This window comes from Arthrobacter sp. TE12231 (genome assembly GCF_054062895.1).
Window position 1 is genome coordinate 1,798,878 of record NZ_JBSSFS010000001.1, and the last position, 19,829, is coordinate 1,818,706.

Annotated in this window: 18 protein-coding genes; 15 read left to right on the top strand and 3 right to left on the bottom strand. The window is 68.7% G+C overall.

What is annotated here, in order from left to right:
* Positions 1-47 precede the first annotated feature (47 nt).
* Together efp and nusB are read left to right on the top strand one after the other, a co-directional pair.
* On the top strand, positions 48-611 hold the full coding sequence (gene efp / locus ACVWYS_RS08180; protein WP_056739180.1) for an elongation factor P: 564 nt from the start codon (positions 48-50) through the stop codon (positions 609-611).
* Entirely contained in the window at positions 611-1,021 is a 411-nt protein-coding gene (gene nusB, locus ACVWYS_RS08185) for a transcription antitermination factor NusB (protein ID WP_091251831.1), read from the top strand. The genes efp and nusB overlap by 1 nt, the downstream gene beginning before the upstream one ends.
* 68 nt (positions 1,022-1,089) lie before the next feature.
* Here the strand turns inward: nusB and ACVWYS_RS08190 are convergent, their stop codons facing one another.
* Positions 1,090-2,319, bottom strand: a complete 1,230-nt coding sequence (locus ACVWYS_RS08190) for a PrsW family intramembrane metalloprotease (RefSeq protein ID WP_456508972.1) — start codon at positions 2,317-2,319, stop codon at positions 1,090-1,092.
* A 135-nt stretch (positions 2,320-2,454) separates the two neighbouring features.
* On the opposite strand from ACVWYS_RS08190, the gene pyrR reads away from it, so the two are divergent.
* From pyrR to ACVWYS_RS08255, 13 genes are all read left to right on the top strand, one after another.
* Positions 2,455-3,069, top strand: a complete 615-nt coding sequence (gene pyrR / locus ACVWYS_RS08195) for a bifunctional pyr operon transcriptional regulator/uracil phosphoribosyltransferase PyrR (protein ID WP_116767617.1) — start codon at positions 2,455-2,457, stop codon at positions 3,067-3,069.
* Positions 3,066-4,073, top strand: a complete 1,008-nt coding sequence (locus tag ACVWYS_RS08200; protein ID WP_344367457.1) for an aspartate carbamoyltransferase catalytic subunit — start codon at positions 3,066-3,068, stop codon at positions 4,071-4,073. The genes pyrR and ACVWYS_RS08200 overlap by 4 nt, the downstream gene beginning before the upstream one ends.
* On the top strand, positions 4,073-5,443 hold the full coding sequence (locus tag ACVWYS_RS08205) for a dihydroorotase (protein WP_456508973.1): 1,371 nt from the start codon (positions 4,073-4,075) through the stop codon (positions 5,441-5,443). The genes ACVWYS_RS08200 and ACVWYS_RS08205 overlap by 1 nt, the downstream gene beginning before the upstream one ends.
* Positions 5,443-5,964, top strand: coding sequence for a PH-like domain-containing protein (locus tag ACVWYS_RS08210; RefSeq protein WP_456508974.1), 522 nt, complete (start codon positions 5,443-5,445; stop codon positions 5,962-5,964). The genes ACVWYS_RS08205 and ACVWYS_RS08210 overlap by 1 nt, the downstream gene beginning before the upstream one ends.
* 37 nt (positions 5,965-6,001) lie before the next feature.
* Positions 6,002-7,240 (top strand): glutamine-hydrolyzing carbamoyl-phosphate synthase small subunit, encoded by a 1,239-nt coding sequence (gene carA, locus ACVWYS_RS08215; RefSeq protein ID WP_456509160.1) that lies wholly within the window; start codon positions 6,002-6,004, stop codon positions 7,238-7,240.
* Positions 7,240-10,539 (top strand): carbamoyl-phosphate synthase large subunit, encoded by a 3,300-nt coding sequence (gene carB, locus ACVWYS_RS08220; protein WP_344367454.1) that lies wholly within the window; start codon positions 7,240-7,242, stop codon positions 10,537-10,539. Before carA ends, carB begins: the two co-directional genes overlap by 1 nt.
* Entirely contained in the window at positions 10,532-11,398 is an 867-nt protein-coding gene (pyrF, locus tag ACVWYS_RS08225; protein ID WP_456508975.1) for an orotidine-5'-phosphate decarboxylase, read from the top strand. The genes carB and pyrF overlap by 8 nt, the downstream gene beginning before the upstream one ends.
* Before the next feature lie 201 nt (positions 11,399-11,599).
* Positions 11,600-11,917, top strand: coding sequence for an integration host factor, actinobacterial type (mihF, locus tag ACVWYS_RS08230; protein ID WP_091251818.1), 318 nt, complete (start codon positions 11,600-11,602; stop codon positions 11,915-11,917).
* Between the two features lie 41 nt (positions 11,918-11,958).
* A complete protein-coding gene (gene gmk / locus ACVWYS_RS08235) occupies positions 11,959-12,528 on the top strand; it encodes a guanylate kinase (RefSeq protein WP_456508976.1) in 570 nt (189 codons plus the stop codon).
* Between the two features lie 44 nt (positions 12,529-12,572).
* Entirely contained in the window at positions 12,573-12,833 is a 261-nt protein-coding gene (rpoZ, locus tag ACVWYS_RS08240; protein ID WP_091251816.1) for a DNA-directed RNA polymerase subunit omega, read from the top strand.
* A 26-nt stretch (positions 12,834-12,859) separates the two neighbouring features.
* On the top strand, positions 12,860-14,167 hold the full coding sequence (locus ACVWYS_RS08245) for a bifunctional phosphopantothenoylcysteine decarboxylase/phosphopantothenate synthase (RefSeq protein WP_456508977.1): 1,308 nt from the start codon (positions 12,860-12,862) through the stop codon (positions 14,165-14,167).
* A 78-nt stretch (positions 14,168-14,245) separates the two neighbouring features.
* Positions 14,246-15,481, top strand: coding sequence for a methionine adenosyltransferase (gene metK / locus ACVWYS_RS08250; RefSeq protein WP_116767633.1), 1,236 nt, complete (start codon positions 14,246-14,248; stop codon positions 15,479-15,481).
* A 149-nt stretch (positions 15,482-15,630) separates the two neighbouring features.
* A complete protein-coding gene (locus tag ACVWYS_RS08255) occupies positions 15,631-17,796 on the top strand; it encodes a primosomal protein N' (RefSeq protein ID WP_456509161.1) in 2,166 nt (721 codons plus the stop codon).
* Between the two features lie 14 nt (positions 17,797-17,810).
* Here ACVWYS_RS08255 and ACVWYS_RS08260 read toward each other — a convergent pair whose 3' ends face one another.
* Complete coding sequence (locus ACVWYS_RS08260; RefSeq protein WP_116767635.1) at positions 17,811-18,896, bottom strand: glycosyltransferase family 4 protein; 1,086 nt, start codon at positions 18,894-18,896, stop codon at positions 17,811-17,813.
* Positions 18,893-19,819 (bottom strand): alpha/beta fold hydrolase, encoded by a 927-nt coding sequence (locus ACVWYS_RS08265; protein ID WP_344367448.1) that lies wholly within the window; start codon positions 19,817-19,819, stop codon positions 18,893-18,895. The genes ACVWYS_RS08260 and ACVWYS_RS08265 overlap by 4 nt, the downstream gene beginning before the upstream one ends.
* Positions 19,820-19,829 lie beyond the last annotated feature (10 nt).

Consider the following 19,829-nt stretch of genomic DNA (forward strand, 5'->3'; position numbering starts at 1 on the left):
CCGATCGCACCGGCCGACAAGAACCAGATAGAAACTAAGAGGATACAGTGGCAACCACTAACGACATCAAGAACGGAACCGTCCTTAAGCTTGAGGGCCAGCTTTGGAACATCATCGAGTTCCAGCACGTCAAGCCCGGCAAGGGTGGCGCGTTCGTACGCACCAAGATGCGCAACGTGATGTCCGGCAAGGTCGTCGACAAGACCTTCAACGCCGGGCTCAAGATCGAGACCGCCACGGTTGACCGCCGCGATTACCAGTACCTGTACCAGGACGGCGCCGACTTCGTCTTCATGGACACTTCTGACTTCGACCAGCTCACCGTCCCGGCCGCCACCGTCGGCGACGCCACCAACTTCATGCTCGAAAACCAGATGGTCAACATCGCCATCCACGAGGGCAACCCGCTCTACATCGAGCTGCCCCCGAGCGTCGTTCTCGAGATCACCTACACGGAGCCGGGCCTGCAGGGCGACCGCTCCTCGGCCGGCACCAAGCCCGCCACGCTCGAAACCGGCTACGAGATCCAGGTGCCGCTGTTCGTCGAGAACAACACCAAGGTCAAGGTCGATACCCGTGACGGCAGCTACCTCGGCCGGGTCAACGACTAGTGAGTGCCCGCGGTAAGGCCCGGAACCGGGCCCTCGATGTCCTCTTTGAGGCCGAGCAGCGCTCCGCCTCTGCGTTCGACGTACTGAAGTCGCGCCGCGAGCAGACAGACCAGATCGTCAACCCGTACACCCTCGAAATCGTCGAAGGCGTGGTCTCGCACCAGGCCGCCATCGACGAGTTCCTGGAAACCTACTCGCAGGGCTGGACCCTGGAGCGGATGCCCTCGGTGGACCGCATCATCCTGCGGATTGGCACGTGGGAACTGCTCTACAACGACGACGTCCCGGACGGCGTAGCCGTCAGCGAGGCCGTGGCCCTGGCCAAGACGCTCTCGACCGACGAATCGCCGTCGTTCATCAACGGCCTGCTCGGCCGGCTCCAGCAGCTGAAGCCTTCCCTGCTGGCCTAAGCTCCCGTCGCAGCGAAGAACCCCGTCCAGGACCGCCTGGACGGGGTTCTTTCGTTCTCCGGAAAGACTTAGCCGACGACGGCGGCCCGGAGGGCGGCGATTTCGGCCAGCTGGTGCTGCTCGTCGCGCTGGCGGGCCGGCACGTCCCGGCCGCTGAGGATCCGCTGCCGGGTGAAAGCCAGCCGGGTGGCGGCATCGAACAGCGCCTTCATCTGTGCGCCCCGGCCCACGGACTTGGCCCAGCGCAGTGCGGCACGGCGGCCGCTGCCGGTGGCCAGCATGTCCACCTCGGCCGCGGTGAACCAGCCCGCTGCCGCGTATTCCCTGAGCCGCTGCCGGGTGAGCCTGCGCTCCGCCACCCGCAGCAGCACGATGACCAGTGCCGCCAGGAGGAAGATCGGCACCTGCACGAACACGTACTGGGCCAGGAAATCCTGGCCCATGCTGTTCCAGCCGCTGTGCAGCAGCATCGCAGGGACAAGGCCGGCGATAAACGCCAGGGCGGCGAGCCCGTTGTTCCCGCGCCGCGCGGCGAATCCCATGATGATCCCGGTGGTACCCGTGAAGACGGCGTGGGCGAACGGCGACATCACCCCGCGGAGGAAGAAGACCACCGCCAGGTCCGTGCCGGGATCGCTGGATTCGGCGATGGCGCGGCCGAAGTAGAGGATGTTCTCCGTGAACGCGAAGCCTGCCGCAATGGTGAAGGCGAACACCACGCCGTCGACCGGCCCGTCGATGTCCTTCCGGGCGAACAGCAGGAGCAGCAGCAGCCCGAGGGACTTCGCGAATTCCTCGACGACCGGGGCCTGGACGGTCACGGCGAACGTCGTATAGTCCAGCCCTGAGGCGGGCCCGGCCACCAAAGAAAAATAGGGTTGGATCAGCATCGTCACAGCTATGGAGACAAGCGCTCCCCAGGCAAAGGCGAAAAGCAGCAGCGGTTTCGGCTCCGGCTCCCAACGGTCGATGAAGCGCACTGTCAGCAGCACGGTCCCCAGCGGAACCAGCGAGGCCATGAAACCGACCACGAACCCGGAGACTCCGGTGCTGGCCAGAAGGAAGGGCAGCACCAGGAAGAGGCTGGCGAAGGCGAGGAGTCCGCCGGCCAGCACGAGCCCCAGCGCGCCGGCGGTACTCCGGCGGTCCCGGACCGGCGCAGGGCCGGGCGGGAGCGCCGGCTGGAACCGGCCGCCGACGTTGGCCGGGGCTTGCCGGTAATCCTCCGGCCGGATCTGCCCCAACCACGTCGGGTTGGTCCGTTGGCCCAGCCCCGGCTGCGGCTCGTTCGTCGTCATGGCATCGAGCCTATGGCCGTGTGAGGTTAAACGCACTCCGGCGGCGGCAGGGGCAACTCCGGCTGTGGTAATTTGAAAGAGCAAATAATCCTTTTTTAATTCCGTCCCGTGAGGCGGGGAAAGGGGAGACGAGCTTTGACTTCCGTGCCATCAGCACCGGGTCCGGCGAACGTTGTGCTCACCCGGGTTGTCCTCAACCAGGCTGACATTGACCGCGCGCTTACTCGTATCGCCCATGAAATTCTTGAGGCCAACAAGGGCTCCCAGGACCTCGTCCTGCTGGGCATCCCGCGCCGGGGCTACCCCCTCGCCGTGCGCCTCGCCGCCAAGATCGCCGCCGCTGATCCCGCTGTCGACGCCGCCGCGATTGTCGGCCAGCTCGACGTCACGATGTTCCGCGACGACCTCTCGCACCAGCCGACGCGGCCCCCGTACCCCACCCAGCTCCCGCGCACCGGGATCGACAACAAAGTCGTTGTCCTCGTGGACGACGTCCTCTACTCCGGACGGACCATCCGCGCCGCCCTGGACGCCATGATCGACCTCGGCCGGCCCCGGATCGTCCGGCTCGCCGTCCTCATCGACCGAGGCCACCGGGAACTGCCGATCCGCGCCGACCACGTGGGCAAGAACCTCCCCACTTCATCCGCCGAGAAGGTTCGTGTCCGGCTCGAGGAAACCGATTCCGCCGCCGGCGGGGAAAATAGCGGCGCCCCCGTCAACGAAGTGGTCATCGAGGCCACCGCATGAGGCACCTGCTCTCCACTGAGGACCTCAGCCTGGCCAACGCCGTCCGCATCCTCGACACCGCCGAGGAAATGGCGGCCGTGGGGGAGCGCGAGGTCAAGAAGCTGCCCGCGCTGCGCGGCCGCACCGTGGTCAACCTCTTCTTCGAAGACTCCACCCGGACCCGAATTTCCTTCGAGGCCGCCGCCAAACGCCTCTCCGCGGACGTCATCAACTTCGCCGCGAAGGGTTCCTCCGTTTCCAAGGGCGAGTCGCTCAAGGACACGGCCCAGACGCTCGCCGCGATGGGTGCCGACGCCGTCGTCATCCGGCACTGGGCCTCCGGCGCCCCGCACCGGCTCGCCGCGACCGACTGGATCGACGCCGCCGTCATCAACGCCGGCGACGGCACCCACGAACACCCCACCCAGGCCCTGCTGGACGCCTTCACGATGCGCCGGCACTGGTCGCAACTGGCCGGCACGCCGTCCGCAGGGGCGGACCTCAAAGGCATGCGCGTCGCCATCGCCGGCGACGTCCTGCACTCACGGGTGGCCCGCTCCAACGTCTGGCTGCTGCGCACCTTGGGCGCCGAGGTCACGCTCGTCGCGCCGCCCACCTTGCTGCCCATCGGCGTCGAAAAATGGCCCTGCGCGGTCAGCTTCGACCTCGACGAGACCCTGGCGCAGGGCGTGGACGCGATGATGATGCTCCGCGTCCAGGGCGAGCGGATGAACGCGTCCTTCTTCCCGACCACCCGCGAGTACTCGCGCCGGTGGGGGTTCGATGACAACCGGCTGCGCGCCCTCGACACCCTTGGACTCAAGGACACCATCATCATGCACCCCGGTCCCATGAACCGGGGCCTGGAAATTTCCTCGGCCGCGGCGGACTCGCCCCGCTCCACCGTGCTGGCGCAGGTCCGCAACGGCGTCTCCATCCGGATGGCGGCACTGTACCTGCTGCTTTCCGGGGAGACCCGCGAACAAGCAACCTCCACCGCCGCCTACTCCAAGGAGAGCCACTGATGGCCGAACAGCAACAGCATGCAAGCGCCAGCGGCGCCTACCTCATCCGCGGCGCCGCGATCCTGGGCGGAGCAGCCGAGGACCTCCTGATCCGCGACGGCGTCATCGCCGAACGCGGCCAGAACCTCTCAGCCGACGGCGCCACCGTCATCGAGGCCGCCGGCCTCGTCGCACTCCCGGGCATGGTCGACATCCACACCCACCTGCGGGAACCCGGCCGCGAAGACGCCGAAACCGTGGAAACCGGCACCCGCGCCGCCGCACTGGGCGGCTACACTGCCGTGCACGCGATGGCCAACAGCACCCCGGTGGCGGACACCGCCGGCGTCGTCGAACAGGTCCTGACCCTTGGCCGGACCGCCGGCTGGGTGGACGTCCGCCCCGTGGGCGCCGTCACCGTGGGCCTGGCCGGGGAGCAGCTGGCCGAACTCGGCGCCATGGCCGACTCCCGCGCCCGGGTGCGCGTCTTCTCCGACGACGGCATCTGCGTCCACGACCCCGTGCTGATGCGCCGCGCCCTGGAATACGTCAAGGCGTTCGACGGCGTCGTCGCCCAGCACGCGCAGGAACCCCGCCTCACCGCCGGCGCCCAGATGAACGAGGGCGAGGTCTCCGCCGTCCTGGGCCTGACCGGCTGGCCCGCGGTCGCCGAAGAGAGCATCATCGCCCGCGACGTGCTGCTCGCCCAGCACGTCGGGTCCCGCCTGCATGTCTGCCACGTCTCCACGGCCGGCTCGGTGGAGATCATCCGCTGGGCCAAATCCCGCGGCGTGAACGTCACCGCCGAGGTCACCCCGCACCACCTCTGGCTCACCGACGAGCTCGCCCGCAGCTACGACCCCGTCTACAAGGTCAACCCGCCGCTGCGCACCGACGCCGACGTCCAGGCCCTCCGCGCCGCGCTGGCCGACGGCACGATCGACGTCGTCGGCACCGACCACGCCCCGCACCCGAGCGAGCACAAGGAATGCGAGTGGGCCCAGGCGGCCATGGGCATGACCGGCCTCGAAACGGCGCTCTCGGTCGTGCAGCACACCATGATCGAAACCGGGCTCATGGGCTGGGAAGACTTCGCCCGCGTCACCTCCACGGCCCCGGCCGCCATCGGCCGGCTCCAGGACCAGGGCCGACCGCTCGAAGCCGGAGAACCCGCCAACGTCATACTCGTCGACCCGGCTGCGCGCTGGACCGTGGACCCTTCTAAGATGGCAACCATGGGCCGTAACTCTCCGTTCGCGGGCCGGGAACTTCCCGGCCGTGTGGTGGCGACGTTCTTCAAGGGCCACCCCACCGTCCTGCACGGCAAACTCAACACCCCGTACCGGTGGCCGGCGGATGCTGTCGACGCCGCACCGGCGGGCCGGCCCTGATGGACCGGCTGCTCGTCCTCGGCATTGCCACCGCGGTGCTCCTCGTTGCGGCGTTTGTGCTGCTGGCGCTCGGCTGGCGGAACCGCCTGCGCCGCCAGGCCGACGTCGAGCCCCTTCCCGAGGTCCCCGCCGACCTCGGTGCCCCGCTGGCCGCCGCCGACGGCCAGTACGTCGCCTCCACCACCGCCGGGGACTGGCTGGACCGGATCGCGGTCCACCACCTGGGCATCCGCACCAACGCCGACCTCAGCGTGCACCCCGAAGGCGCGCTGTTCGAGCGCGCCGGTGCCGGCCCGGTGTTCATCCCGGCCGGACGACTCACCGGCGTGCGCCTGGAAAGCGGCATGGCCGGAAAGTTCGTGGAAAAGGACGGCCTGCTGGTGCTCAGCTGGATGCTGGGCTCCCGCGAACTGGACACCGGCTTCCGGACCCGGCATGCCGACGACAAAACGACCCTGCTCAACGCGCTGCAAGAATTGATCTCCGCAGCCCCCCAGGCCAACGCCGATAGTGGAAAGTAACGACGTGACGGACCCCAACGAAGTGATTGAGAAAACAGTGACAGAAGCTGCAGAGCCAGCAACCGCTGCCGCGGCAGCATCCACCCCCGCAGTCCTCGTGCTCGAAGACGGCCGGATATTCCGCGGCACCAGCTACGGCGCCACCGGAGCCGCCCTTGGCGAGGCGGTCTTCGCAACCGGAATGACCGGCTACCAGGAGACCATCACGGACCCCTCCTACGCGCGCCAGCTCGTGGTCCAGACCGCGCCGCACATCGGCAACACCGGCGTCAACTCCGACGACGCCGAATCCCGCCGCATCTGGGTGGCCGGTTACATCGTCCGCGACGCCGCCCGCCGGCCCTCCAACTGGCGCTCCGAGCGGTCCCTGGACGACGAGCTCGTCGAGCAGGGGATCGTCGGCATCCAGGGCGTGGACACCCGCGCCATCACCCGCCACCTGCGCGAACACAAGACCATGCGCGCCGGCATCTTCTCCGGAGACGCCGCCCGCGCCACGGACAAGGAACTCGTCGACGCCGTCCTGGCCAGCGCCCCGATGGAAGGCTCACGGCTCGCCGAGGAAGTCAGCGTTGACGCCGCGTACACGGTGGAACCCAAGGACTTCGGCTGGGACGGCGAACCCCGCTTCAGCATTGCCGCGATCGACCTCGGCATCAAGCGGATGACCCCTGTCCGGTTCGCCGAACGCGGCGTCCGGGTGCACGTGCTGCCCGCCACTGCAACCCTCGCCGACGTCCAGGCCGTCAACCCCGACGGCTTCTTCATGTCCAACGGCCCCGGCGACCCCGCCACCGCGGACAACCAGGTCAAACTGCTGCGCTCGGTGCTCGATGAGAAGATCCCGTACTTCGGCATCTGCTTCGGCAACCAGATCCTGGGCCGCGCTCTCGGCTTCGGCACCTACAAGCTGCGCTACGGCCACCGCGGCCTGAACCAGCCGGTCATGGACCGCCGCACCGGCAAGGTGGAAATCACCTCGCAGAACCACGGCTTCGCCGTCGACGCCCCGCTCGACGGCGCCACGCAGGCACCCGAGGAGCGCTACGGCCGCGTCGAGGTCAGCCACGTCAGCCTCAACGACGACGTCGTCGAGGGTCTCTCCTGCCTCGACATCCCCGCGTTCTCGGTGCAGTACCACCCCGAAGCGGCCGCCGGCCCGCACGACGCCGCCTACCTCTTCGACCGCTTCATCGATCTGATGGCGGACGCTTCTGCAAAGACAGAGACAGACACAAAGACTGCCACCGAACCCAAGACTGAGGACAAGAAGTAATGCCCAAGAGAACTGACCTCAAGAGCGTCATGGTCATCGGGTCCGGCCCGATCGTGATCGGCCAGGCGGCCGAATTCGACTACTCCGGCACCCAGGCACTGCGCGTCCTCAAGGAGGAAGGCCTGCGGGTCATCCTCGTCAATTCCAACCCGGCCACCATCATGACGGACCCCGAGTTCGCCGACGCCACCTACGTGGAGCCGATCACCCCCGAGGTGGTCGAGAAGATCATCGCCAAAGAGCGCCCCGACGCGCTCCTGCCCACCCTCGGCGGGCAGACGGCCCTCAACACGGCCATCGCGCTGGACAAGAACGGCGTCCTGGAGAAGTACAACGTCGAGCTGATCGGTGCCAACATCGCCGCGATCGAGCTTGGCGAGGACCGTGAGAAGTTCAAGGGCGTCGTGGAGCGCTGCGGCGCCGAGTCGGCGCGCAGCCACATCATCCACACCATGGACGAGGCACTCGCCGCGGCCGAGGACCTCGGCTACCCGATGGTCGTCCGGCCCTCCTTCACCATGGGCGGCCTCGGCTCCGGCCTGGCCTACGACGAGAACGACCTCCGCCGGATCGTCGGCCAGGGCCTGCAGTACAGCCCCACCAGCGAGGTGCTCCTCGAAGAGAGCATCCTCGGCTGGAAGGAATACGAGCTCGAGATGATGCGGGACAAGAACGACAACGTCGTGGTGGTCTGCTCCATCGAGAACTTCGACCCCGTCGGCGTCCACACCGGTGACTCCATCACGGTCGCTCCCGCCCTGACCCTCACCGACCGCGAATACCAGCGGCTGCGCGATATCTCCATCGCCGTCATCCGCGAAGTCGGCGTCGACACCGGCGGCTGCAACATCCAGTTCGCCGTCGAACCGCACACCGGGCGGGTCGTCGTCATTGAAATGAACCCGCGCGTCTCGCGCTCCTCGGCCCTTGCCTCGAAGGCCACCGGCTTCGCGATCGCCAAGATCGCCACCAAGCTCTCCCTCGGCTACACCCTGGACGAGATCCCCAACGACATCACCCAGAAGACCCCGGCGTCCTTCGAACCGACCCTGGACTACGTCGTCGTGAAGGTTCCGCGCTTCGCGTTCGAGAAGTTCCCGGCAGCCGACCCCACCCTGACCACCACCATGAAGTCGGTGGGCGAAGCCATGGCCATGGGCCGGAACTTCACCGAGGCCCTGCAGAAGGCCCTGCGCTCCCTGGAGCAGAAGGGCTCCCAGCTGGACTTCAGCCACGTCCCGGAATGGGAAGTCGCGGAGCTGATCGAGAAGTCCAAGCGGCCCACCACCGAACGCCTGCACCAGGTCCAGCGCGCCCTCCTCGGCGGCGCCACCGTGGAGCAGCTCTTCGAGGCCACCAAGATCGATCCCTGGTACTTGGACCAGCTCCAGCTGCTCAACGAGATCTCCCGGGAGATCCGCAAGGCCCCCGCACTGACCCACGAGATGCTCCAGCGCGCCAAGCGCCACGGGTTCTCCGACGAACAGATCGGTGCCCTGACGCACAACTCCGAGGCCGTCGTCCGCGGCGTCCGGCAGGCCCTGGGCATCCGCCCGGTCTACAAGACCGTGGACACCTGCGCCGCCGAGTTCGCCGCCTACACCCCGTACCACTACTCGTCCTATGACGAGGAGGACGAGGTGGCGCTGCACGCCAAACCGTCGATCATCATCCTCGGCTCCGGGCCGAACCGGATCGGCCAGGGCATCGAGTTCGACTACTCCTGCGTCCACGCCTCCATGGCGCTGCGCAAGGCCGGCTACGAGACCGTCATGGTCAACTGCAACCCCGAAACTGTCTCCACCGACTACGACGTCTCCACCCGCCTGTACTTCGAACCGCTCACCCTCGAGGACGTCCTCGAGGTCATCGCGGCCGAGGAACGCACCGGCGGCGTCATGGGCGTCTTCGTCCAGCTCGGCGGCCAGACCCCGCTCAAGCTCGCCCAGCAGCTGGCCGACGCCGGCGTGCCGATCCTCGGCACCTCCCCGGAGGCGATCGACCTCGCCGAGCACCGCGGCGCCTTCTCCCAGGTCCTCGACAAGGCGGGGCTCATCTCGCCTAAGAACGGCACCGCCGTGTCCTTCGAGGACGCCAAGAAGATCGCCGACGAGATCGGCTACCCCGTGCTGGTGCGCCCGTCCTACGTCCTGGGCGGCCGCGGCATGGAGATCGTCTACGACGAGCCCAACCTCTCCCGCTACATCGCGAACGCCACCGAGATCACCCCGGAGCACCCGGTGCTGATCGACCGGTTCCTGGAAGACGCCGTCGAAATCGACGTCGACGCCCTGTACGACGGCACGGAGATGTACCTCGGCGGCATCATGGAACACATCGAGGAAGCCGGCATCCACTCCGGCGACTCCGCGTGTGTCCTGCCGCCGATCACGCTCGGGAACAACGTCCTGGAGCGGGTCCGCACCGCCACCCTCGCCATCGCCGAAGGCGTCGGCGTCCGCGGCCTGATCAACATCCAGTTCGCCCTGGCCTCCGACGTCCTCTACGTCCTGGAAGCCAACCCGCGCGCCTCACGCACCGTGCCGTTCGTCTCCAAGGCCACCGGCGTCCAGATGGCGAAGGCCGCGGCCCTGATCGGCACCGGCGTCACCATCAACCAGCTCCGCAGCGCATACAAGATGCTGCCGGAGACCGGCGACGGCTCCACCCTGCCGCTGGAAGCGCCCGTCTCGGTCAAGGAAGCAGTGCTGCCCTTCAGCCGCTTCCGCACCCCCGAGGGCAAGGTGGTGGACTCCCTGCTCGGCCCCGAAATGCGGTCCACGGGCGAGGTCATGGGCATTGACAAGCACTTCGACACGGCCTTCGCCAAGAGCCAGGCCGCCGCGAACAACGCCCTGCCCACCGAGGGCAAGATCTTCGTCTCCGTGGCGAACCGGGACAAGCGCTCGGTGATCATGGGCGTCAAGCGGCTCTCCGACCTCGGCTTCGAGATCGTCTCCACCGGCGGCACGGCGGACGTCCTGCGCCGCAACGGCATCCAGGCCACCCCCGTCCGGAAGGTCGCCGAGGGCTCCAGCGCCGAGGGCGAAGGCACCATCGCGGACCTGATCGTCGCCGGCGAAATCGACATGGTCTTCAACACGCCCTCAGGCGGCGAAGCCCGCAGCGACGGCTACGAACTGCGTGCGGCGGCAACGTCGATCGGCATCCCGTGCATCACCACTGTGGCCGAATTCAACGCCGCGGTCCAGGCCATCGAGGCGCTGCGCACCTACGAATGGTCCGTCACGAGCCTGCAGGAGCACGCCGCCTACCTCAAGGCCCTCCAGGATGCCTGAGGCAGGCACCGCAGCACCGTCCGGCCGGGAGTCCTTCGGCTCCCGGCTGGGGCGGGCCATGGCGGCCCGCGGCCCGCTGTGCGTCGGCATCGATCCGCACCCGGCCCTCCTGCAGCAGTGGGGCCTGACGGACGACGCCGCCGGGCTGGAACGCTTCTCGCTGACCGTTCTGGAGGCCGTGGGCTCGCTCGCTGCCGCGGTCAAGCCGCAAGTGGCCTTATACGAACGTCACGGCTCGGCCGGGATCGCCGTGCTCGAACGCACCCTGGCCGCGGCGGCGGAAGCCTCCGTGCTGACCATCGCGGACGCCAAACGCGGCGACATCGGCTCCACGATGGCCGCCTATGCCGACGCCTGGCTGAAGGACGGCTCTGCGCTGGCCGCGGATTCGGTCACGCTGAGCCCGTACCTGGGTTTCGAGTCGCTCCGGCCCGCCCTGGACCTGGCTGCCGGGACCGGGCGGGGCGTGTTCGTGCTCGCGCTGACCTCCAACCCGGAAGGCGCGTCCGTGCAGCATGTCGGCGGGGTGGACTCCGTTGCGCGGCGGATCACGGAGGCTGCCGCGGCGGAAAACCGGCGCTACGAAGGATCCCTCGGTTCGGTGGGACTCGTGGTCGGAGCCACGGTGGGCTCGGCCCTCACCGAACTCGGTCTCGACCTCGCGGCGGTCCGCGGGCCCATCCTTGCCCCCGGACTGGGCGCGCAGGGGGCCACGGCCGCGGACCTGCGGCGCACCTTCGGTGCGGCGTATCCCCAGGTCCTGGGCACCTCCAGCCGGGACATCCTCGGCGCCGGGCCGTCGGTGACGGCCCTTCAGGACGCCGCGCGGCGTACACTCGAGGAGCTCCTCGCGGCCTGACACCGCCGCCGGGACCGTCCCGGGCCCGGCGCCGCCGGTCCCGGGACGCGGGCTTTCCCCTTCGAGAGCTGTCCCGTCCCGGGGCGGCCACAGTTTTCCATTGATTTCTGCGGTCACCAGACGGTAGGTTCAGGACAGGACTGCGGCATGGGCAACGGTGCCCGTCCGGCTATGCAGTCCGGCCATGCAGGGAGGACTTCAATGAGTTTGAAACCCCTCACTCCGCAGGAGCGTTCCGACGCCCTTCGCAAGGCCGCTGCAGCCAGGGCCACCAGGGCCGCGGCCAAGGAGCGGCTCAAGACGGGGGAGCTGAGCATTGCCGACGTCATCAGTTCCGCCGAAACCGACGACGCCATTGCCCGCATGAGGATCGTCGAGCTGCTGGAGGCCCTCCCCGGGATCGGCCGGGTCCGCGCGGCGGCCATCATGGAGCAGCTCGGCATCGCCCAGTCCAGACGGGTCCGCGGCTTGGGAATCCACCAGCGCCGGGCGCTGGTAGATTTTATTGACGACAAATAGTTCGCTCCGCCGAGCTGCCCCACCACCGCCCAAAGGAATATGTGAGCAAGAAACCGGGACTGACAGTCCTCGCCGGACCGACGGCTGTTGGCAAAGGCACCGTGTCCACCTACATCCGGGACAACTATCCCGGCGTCTGGCTCTCCGTATCGGCCACGACGCGCCCGCCGCGGCCGGGGGAGCAGGACGGCATCCACTACTTCTTCAAGTCGGCCGAGGAATTCGATTCCCTGATCGAAAACGGCGAGCTGCTCGAATGGGCCGTGGTCCACGGCCGCAACCGCTACGGTACGCTGCGCAGCACGGTGGAAGCCGCTATCGAGGAGGGCCGCTCCGTGCTGCTGGAGATCGACCTGCAGGGCGCGCGGCAGGTCAAGGAGGCCGTCCCGGACGCCCAGTTTGTCTTCCTGGCGCCTCCGAGCTGGGACGAAATGGTCCGCCGGCTGGTCGGCCGCGGCACCGAAAGCGCCGAAGAACAGCGGCAGAGGCTGGAAACCGCTAAACTAGAACTTGCCGCTGAACCGGAGTTCGACCACACCGTCATCAATGATGACGTTCGTCGGGCAGCGGACGAGCTTGTTTCACTCATGGGGCTGACCCCGAACCCGTAGCTCAGGCGCCGGGACGTACCGGCCCGTTAGAATTTGGAGAATTCGTGTCCACGAACCTTGAAGGCATCATCAACCCGCCGATCGACGAGCTGCTGAAGGCCGCCGACTCGAAGTACGGACTGGTGATTTTCGGTGCCAAGCGCGCGCGCCAGATCAACGCGTACTACGCCCAGCTGCACGAGGGCCTGTTTGAGTACGTCGGTCCGCTGGTCGACACCAAGCTCAACGAGAAGTCACTCTCGATCGCCCTGCGCGAAATCAACGAAGGCAAGCTCGTTTCCACGCCGATCCAGCCTGCAGAGTAGTTCCGCAGACGCAGACGGAGTCTTACGTGCGCATAGTCCTCGGAGTCGGGGGAGGGATTGCCGCCTATAAGGTGGCGTCGCTCCTCCGGCTTTTTACTGAAGCCGGCCATGACGTCACCGTCATCCCCACGGAGGCGGCCACCCGCTTCGTCGGCGTTGCCACCTGGGAGGCCCTTTCCGGGCACCCGGTGAGCAACAGCGTGTTCGACGCCGTCCACACCGTCAACCATGTCCGGCTCGGCCACGAGGCCGAGCTGATCGTGGTGGCTCCTGCCACGGCCGATCTCCTGGCCCGTGCGGCCACCGGCCAGGCCGATGACCTCCTCACCAACACCCTGCTCATGGCCGGCGACTGCGCCGTGCTCATGGCCCCGGCCATGCACACCGAAATGTGGCAGCACCCGGCCACCCAGGCCAATGTCGAAACCCTGCGCAGCCGCGGCGTCACCGTCCTGGAACCCGCGAGCGGCCGGCTGACCGGCGCCGACTCCGGCCCCGGCCGGCTGCCCGAGCCTGAGGCGATCTTCACCGCGGCCATGGCCCTCGCCGGTGCGGCCGCCGCTCCGGCAGCACCTCCGGCCGCCCCGGACATGGAGCCGCGCACTTCTTCGGATCCGGCCGACGCCGTGCCATCGGCCATCCGGCCCCTGGCCGGGCTCACCGTGACCATCAGTGCCGGCGGCACCCGGGAACCGCTGGACCCCGTGCGGTTCCTCGGCAACCGCTCCTCCGGCAAACAGGGCGTGGCCCTGGCCGCCGCCGCCCTCGATGCCGGCGCCCGGGTCCGCCTGCTGGCCGCCCACATGGAGGTCCCGGCGCCCGCCGGCGTCGAACTCGTCCAGGTGGAGACGGCCCTGGAACTGCGGAAGGCGGCGCTGCACGCGGCCGCGGACTCCGACGTCGTCATCATGGCCGCCGCCGTCGCGGACTTCCGCCCCGCGGACGTCTCCGGAACCAAGATCAAGAAGCGCGACGACGTCGCGGACCCCGTGATCAACCTGGTGCGCAACCCCGACATCCTGCGGGAGCTCGTCGAGGTCCGCGACGCCGCCTCCCGGAACCAGCTGATCGTCGGCTTCGCCGCCGAGACCGGCGACGCCGGCGGTGATGTGCTCGAGTACGCCCTGGCCAAGCTGCACCGGAAGGCCTGTGACCTGCTGGTGGTCAACCAGGTGGGACGGGACAAGGTCTTTGGCGAAGACACGAACTCCGTAGTCATCCTTTCCCGCGCCGGCTCCGAACCCCAAGAGGCGTCGGGTTCCAAATCCGACGTTGCGGCTGCCGTGATCGACCGGGTCAGCGCCGAGCTGAGCCGGGTTGTACCGCCGGCCTAGGCCCGGCGTAACCAAGGTCTCCTTAGCATGGAGACACACGCCGCCGGACGTCCGTTTTCCAACCAGTAAGGTAGTTGAGTGACTTTACCGCTGCACATCCCTGACTTCCACGGGTCTACGCCCGCCGCGCTCCGACTCTTCACGTCCGAGTCCGTGACAGAAGGCCACCCCGACAAAATCTGTGACCAGATCAGCGATGCGATCCTCGACGCCCTCCTCGCCAAGGACCCGGAGTCCCGGGTGGCCGTGGAGACGCTGGCCACCACCGGGCTGGTCCACGTGGCCGGCGAGGTCACCACCGACGCCTACGTCGAGATCCCGCAGATCGTCCGGGAGACCATCCTGGGCATCGGGTACGACTCCTCGGCCAACGGCTTCGACGGCGCCCGGTGCGGCGTCTCGGTCTCCATCGGCCAGCAGTCCAACGACATCGCCGGCGGCGTGTTCAACTCGCTCGAAGCCCGCGAGGGACGCCAGGAGGACGACTACGACCTCCAGGGCGCCGGCGACCAGGGACTCATGTTCGGCTACGCCAGCGACGAGACCCCGTCCTACATGCCCGTGCCGATCTGGCTCGCGCACCGGCTCTCTGAGCGGCTGACCGAGGTCCGCAAGAACGGCGAGCTCGCGTACCTGCGCCCCGACGGCAAGACCCAGGTCACCGTGGGCTACGACGGCGACCGCCCGGTCTCGGTCGAGACCGTCGTCATCTCCAGCCAGCACGCCGAGGGCGCCAGCCTGGACCAGCTCCGTGCCGACCTCGCCGAGCACGTGGTGGATCCGGTCATGGCACTGTCCAACCTGGACACCTCGCGGACGCACAACATCCTGAACCCCGCCGGCGCCTTCGTCATTGGCGGCCCGGTGGGCGACGCCGGCCTGACCGGCCGCAAGATCATCGTCGACACCTACGGCGGCATGGCCCGTCACGGCGGCGGCGCGTTCTCCGGCAAGGATCCGTCGAAGGTGGACCGCTCGGCCGCGTACGCCATGCGCTGGGTCGCCAAGAACGTGGTAGCGGCCGGCCTCGCCAAGCGCGCCGAAATCCAGATCGCGTACGCGATCGGCCAGGCCCGCCCGGTGGGAACCTACGTTGAGACGTTCGGCACCGAAACCGTCGACCCGGCCCGGATCAGCGCCGCGATCGCGGAGATCTTCGACCTCCGCCCGCGCGCCATCATCGACGCCCTGGACCTCAAGCGCCCGATCTACGCCAAGACCGCCGCCCACGGGCACTTCGGCCGCGAAGACCCGGACTTCACGTGGGAGCGGCTGGACCGGGTGGACGAGCTGAAGGCCTTCTTCAACGCCTAAGACCCGAGACCGCACTGGTGATGGAAACGTTATTGCTGCTCCCATAAATGTCAGTGCCTTGTGATCTGCTGTAGCCAGGCCGCCGTCAGGTGGCCTGGCTACCTGCCATTTAGCCGTTGTCGAAACGATCCGGAGGGGAGGTGTGGGCGCTGAGTCCTCAGCCTGCCGGCAGCGCGCCCGGCGAACCCCAGCAGCTGTCCCTGCTCCACGGCTTTCCCGCCTCGGCCGCGCAAGTAACCGGACCCGCGCTGGCCGCCGACCTGCCGGTGGCACGGGTACTGATCGAATCCTCCCTGCCGCATCTGGACCGGCCCTTTGATTACAGCGTGCCCGCCGCCCTCGACGCCGAAGCCCGCCCGGGCGTCCGGGTCAAGGTCAAGTTCAATGGCCAGGAACTGGCGGGATACTTGCTGGACCGCACGGCGACGTCCGACGCCGGGCACCCCCTCGTGCCGTTGTACAAGGTCGTCTCACCCGTCCCGGTCCTGACCCCCGCCGTCGCCGGGCTCGCCGGCCGGATCGCCGCGCGGTACGCCGGAACCGTCAGCGATGTCCTGCGCGTCGCCGTGCCCCCACGCATGGCTAAACTCGAAAAGGAATACGCCCCGGAGGGCCGGCTCGATCCTGAGCTATTCGGTCCTGACCCGTCAGGTCCTGAGCTGTCCGGGTCTGCGACCGGCGTGTCGCTGCCCTCACCCGGCGCGGGCAGCGTCTGGGCCTCCTACCGGAACGGTCCAGCGTTCCTTGCCCACCTCGGCGCAGGGGAGTCGCCCCGGGCCGTGCTGACCGCCCTGCAGGGGTATGGACCCGGCGGCTGGCCTCGGCTGGTTGCCGAAGCCGTGGCCGCGGTCCGGCTCTCCGGCCGCGGGGCCGTCGTGGTGGTTCCCGACTACCGGGACCTGGACCGGGTCGAGTCCGCCCTCCTGGAACTCCTCCCGGCCGGCGACGTCGCCCGGCTCACCGCGGATGACGGCCAGACACCGCGCTACCGCAGTTTCCTGCGCGTGCTCAGCGGTGCCGCCGGGGTAGCCGTGGGAACCCGCTCCGCGGCCTACGCACCGGTGCACAACCTCGGGCTCGTGGTCTGCTGGGACGACGGCGACGACCTCCACATCGAGCAACGCTCCCCGTACGCGCACTCCCGCGAAGTCCTCCTCCTCCGCGCAGGCCAGGAAGGCGCCGCATCCCTGCTCGCGGCCCATTCACGCAGCACCGAAGCCGAGCGGCTGGTCGAATCCGGCTGGGCGCGGCCCGTGGAAGCGGAGCGGACGGTCATCCGGCGGACGGTGCCGCGCGTGCTGAACACGGCCGACAGCTATGAACTCGAGCACGATCCGCTGGCCCGCATCGCCCGCCTGCCGGGCGCGGCCTGGCGCGCCGCCAAGGAGGGACTGGAACGCGGCCCGGTCCTGGTCCAGGTGGCCCGTGCCGGCTACGCACCGTCGCTGGTGTGCGAAACCTGCCGCGAACCGGCGCGCTGCACCGCCTGCAGCGGGCCCCTGGCGGTCGCCGGTCCGAGCGGAAGCACCGCCGTGCCGCAGTGCCGCTGGTGCTCCTCGCCGGCCCCGGCCTGGCGGTGCGGCACGTGCAACGGGGTCCGGCTCCGGCGCGGCGCCACGGGCGCCCTCCGCACGGCAGAGGAACTGGGCCGGGCATTTCCGGGCAAACCGGTCATCACCTCGTCCGGGGACCAGGTCAAGGCCACGGTCCCGGACACGAAGGCCCTCGTGGTGGCCACCGTCGGTGCCGAGCCGGTGGCCCCGGGCGGCTACGCCGCGGCGCTGCTGCTGGACGGCGACTCGCTGCTGCGCCGGGAAAACCTGAGGGCGGGAGAGGACGCTGTCCGCCGCTGGTTCAACGCCGCGGCCCTGGTCCGGCCGGCACCGGAAGGCGGCCTCGTGGTCATTACCGCCGACGACGCCGCCGGGGTCGGTGCCCTGCTGCGCTGGGATCCTGCCGGGTACGCCGGCCGGGAACTGGCGCTGCGGCAGGAACTGCAGCTGCCGCCCGCCGTGCGGGTCGCTTCGATCACCGGGGTCCGGACCGCCGTCGGACATTTCACCGAGGCCGTGCAGCAGCGCCTCGCCGCGCACGGAACCGTCCTCCGGACGGCCGGACCCGCGCCGCTCATGCTGCCGGCCGCCTCCCGCCCGACGCCACGCGATTCCGGCGAAGAGGTCCGGACATTGCTGTTCATCCCCTACGCCCAGGCCGCCGACGTCACGGCCGTGCTGCGGGCCGTCAAGGCCGCCGCCGCGGCAAAGCGCAGCGATGATCCCGTGCAGCTGCGCCTCGACGGAGTTGACGTCCTCTAGTTGCAGTTCCCGGGCTAGCCCTTGTGCCCGTTCCGGAGTGCGACGGCCTCTGCCGCGACGGCCACAAGCCGCCGCGCGGACTCGTCCCAGCTGAAGTCCGCGGCACGCTCCACGGACCGGCGTGACCGGGCCTTCCAGAGGTCAGCGTCCTCGAGCTGGCGGACCGCCTCGGCAAACTCGGCCGGCGAGTCAGGATGCACGTAGCTGACGGCGTCATCGCCGACTTCCCGGAAGATCGGGATGTCGCTGGCGATCACCGGGGTGCCGTGCGACATCGCCTCGACCAGGGGCAGTCCGTAGCCTTCGGCCCGGGAGAGGCTGATCAGGGCCGTGGTGCGCGCCAGGAGGGCCTCATATTCGGCATCGGTCACGCCGTTGTGGAAGACGATGTTTGCACCCGCCGGGGCGAGCGCCTCAAGTTCGGCCCGCCGCTCCGGGGTGATGCGGCTGAGCAGGTGGAGGGTCATCTCCGGCAGTTCCGCCATGCCGCGGATCATGGTTTCGACGTTCTTGTAGGGCATGAACGAACCCATGTAGAGCAGCGTCTTGTCGGCCCCGGCCCCGGGATCCCGCGGCGTGTGGCCGTGCTGCGGGGCGTTGCCCACAATCCTGACCGGCCGCCGGGTGAGCCGGTACTTCGCCATCAGGGCCGCGGTGGTGGAGCTGATGGTGGCCACGATATCCGCCCGGTTCAGCAGGAGCCGCTGGGGCCAGAACGCCTTGTGGTACAGCCGCCACAGGACCCGGACCGGGGCCGGCAGGAACCCCGGAGGCGTGGGGTGCTCGTAGTAGATGAGGTCGTGCAGGGTCAGCACCAGGGCATACTTGCGGCCCCAGCTGCCCATGGTCTGCATGGGGCACACCACCACGTCAGCGCCCAGCTTGTTGACCCGTGCCGCCACGAAGAGCTCGGCCGGGGACAGCGGGCTGTTGATGACGGTGTACGGAACGTCCGGCAGGAGCGCGAGCTGGCGGTGGTCGCTGATCAGCATCGAGACGTCTGCGATCTTGGCGGCCGCAGCGATCAGGCTGGCGCCGTAGCGGCTGATGCCGTCGTGGTGGTCCAGCCGGGTGAAGCGGGCATCGATGAGAATCTTCACGCGGCGTGGTCCTTCAGGAAGAGTCGGATGTAGCGGGCGGCGGGTTCGGGGGTCTCGTAGTGGATCAGGTGCCCGACGCCGGGAATGACTTCCAGCGTCACGTCCGGAAGCCGTGCGGCGAGTTTGTGCTGGTCCGGCAACATGGCGATCTCGTCCTTTTCTCCCGCGATCAGCAGCACGGGCAGCGTCAAGTGGCCGGCCACCTCCGAGACATTGCTGCCGACGGAGGCTTTGAAGGCCTGCAGCAGGCTGTCGCGGTCCGCGAAGGAGGAGAAGTAGGCGCTGTGCTGGGCGTGCACGAACCGGCGGACGTCCTTGTCCCCGGTCTTGGCCATGGTCACGCTCATCACCCGCACGATCGCCTGGCTGCGCAGGAGCGCCAGCCCCAGCCGCCGGGGAAGCCGTGCCGCGGCCTCGTAGTAGAACACCGCAAGCTTGGTCATGACGCCCTTGGGGCCTTCAAGGGCGGGCGCTGCGATGGGGTTGATCAGGATCAGCTCGGATACCGCACCGGGGTTGGCCGCCACGAAGTGGCTGGCGATGATCGACCCGAACGAATGGCCGAGCAGGACCGTGTCCGGGCCCAGTCCCAGCGCCGCCATGAAGCCGCTGAGGAACCGGCCGTAGGCGTCAACGCTGTGCTCGGTGTCCTCGAAGGCCGCCGAACCGCCGAAGCCCGGCAGGTCCGGCATGATCAGGCGCATGTCCGTCAGCTGGTCGGCGATCCGGAGCAGGCCGTGGTGGTCGCCACGGAACCCGTGCACCACCAGGATCGTGCGGGTCCCGGGCGTGACCTGGGCGGGTTCGTAGACCCAATAGGCAATGGAGGCGCCGTCAACCTCGACGGTCGCGGCACGGGTGCGCGCGGCGAGTCCGTTGCTGAGAAGGGGCGTGCGTGAGGACCCGGTGTCCACTTGTTCCATGGGGTCGAAT

What these genes read in the sequence shown, in the direction of transcription:
- ACVWYS_RS08200 (WP_344367457.1), top strand. Translation starts at nt 3,066, where the DNA reads ATGAGGCACCTGCTCTCCACTGAGGACCTCAGCCTGGCCAACGCCGTC.
- ACVWYS_RS08265 (WP_344367448.1), bottom strand. Translation starts at nt 19,819, where the DNA reads ATGGAACAAGTGGACACCGGGTCCTCACGCACGCCCCTTCTCAGCAAC.
- ACVWYS_RS08190 (WP_456508972.1), bottom strand. Translation starts at nt 2,319, where the DNA reads ATGACGACGAACGAGCCGCAGCCGGGGCTGGGCCAACGGACCAACCCG.
- pyrF (WP_456508975.1), top strand. Translation starts at nt 10,532, where the DNA reads ATGCCTGAGGCAGGCACCGCAGCACCGTCCGGCCGGGAGTCCTTCGGC.
- ACVWYS_RS08205 (WP_456508973.1), top strand. Translation starts at nt 4,073, where the DNA reads ATGGCCGAACAGCAACAGCATGCAAGCGCCAGCGGCGCCTACCTCATC.
- carB (WP_344367454.1), top strand. Translation starts at nt 7,240, where the DNA reads ATGCCCAAGAGAACTGACCTCAAGAGCGTCATGGTCATCGGGTCCGGC.
- mihF (WP_091251818.1), top strand. Translation starts at nt 11,600, where the DNA reads ATGAGTTTGAAACCCCTCACTCCGCAGGAGCGTTCCGACGCCCTTCGC.
- ACVWYS_RS08210 (WP_456508974.1), top strand. Translation starts at nt 5,443, where the DNA reads ATGGACCGGCTGCTCGTCCTCGGCATTGCCACCGCGGTGCTCCTCGTT.